This is a genomic window from Nonomuraea sp. MG754425 (genome assembly GCF_021699195.1).
Lineage (GTDB): Bacteria > Actinomycetota > Actinomycetes > Streptosporangiales > Streptosporangiaceae > Nonomuraea.
This window is the reverse complement of the sequence record NZ_SSXE01000525.1, coordinates 1-394: the sequence shown is the minus strand read 5'-3', so window position 1 is coordinate 394 and position 394 is coordinate 1. Positions and strand designations below refer to the sequence as shown.

Here is a 394-nt window from a genome sequence, read left to right as displayed (position 1 = left end):
CTGGGACTCGGGCTTGTTCTTGCCCTTGTACGGGGTGCGGACCAGGCCTTCGGCTCCTTGATAGGCCTTATCGGCCAGCGTGACGATCCCGGCCTGCTCGAGGGCGCGCAGGATGCCCCAGATGCGGGCGGCGCTCAGATCGTGGGCCTTGCCCGGCAGCGCGCCCGACGTCCACAGGAGCATCCCATCCGCTCCGGCGATGACCTGGATGTTCAGTGCGCCACGTCCAACCTGCGCTTGGGCCCTCGCCTCGCCATCAACACGCCTTCCATGATCAGGTGTGTTGCGACAAGCACTAGTACTACAGCCAGACTTTGTGATCTATAGTCTGGATGCATGTCGGACGAGTTTACTGCTGACGACCTTCGTGCGTGGTCGTCCGGGCTGGACGCGC

1 pseudogene is annotated in these 394 nt (G+C 63.7%); it reads right to left on the bottom strand.

Features of this window, described 5'->3' with window-relative positions:
* Positions 1 to 216 (bottom strand): annotated as a pseudogene (locus tag FAF44_RS53815) (transposase family protein); the annotation flags it as partial.
* Positions 217 to 394 lie beyond the last annotated feature (178 nt).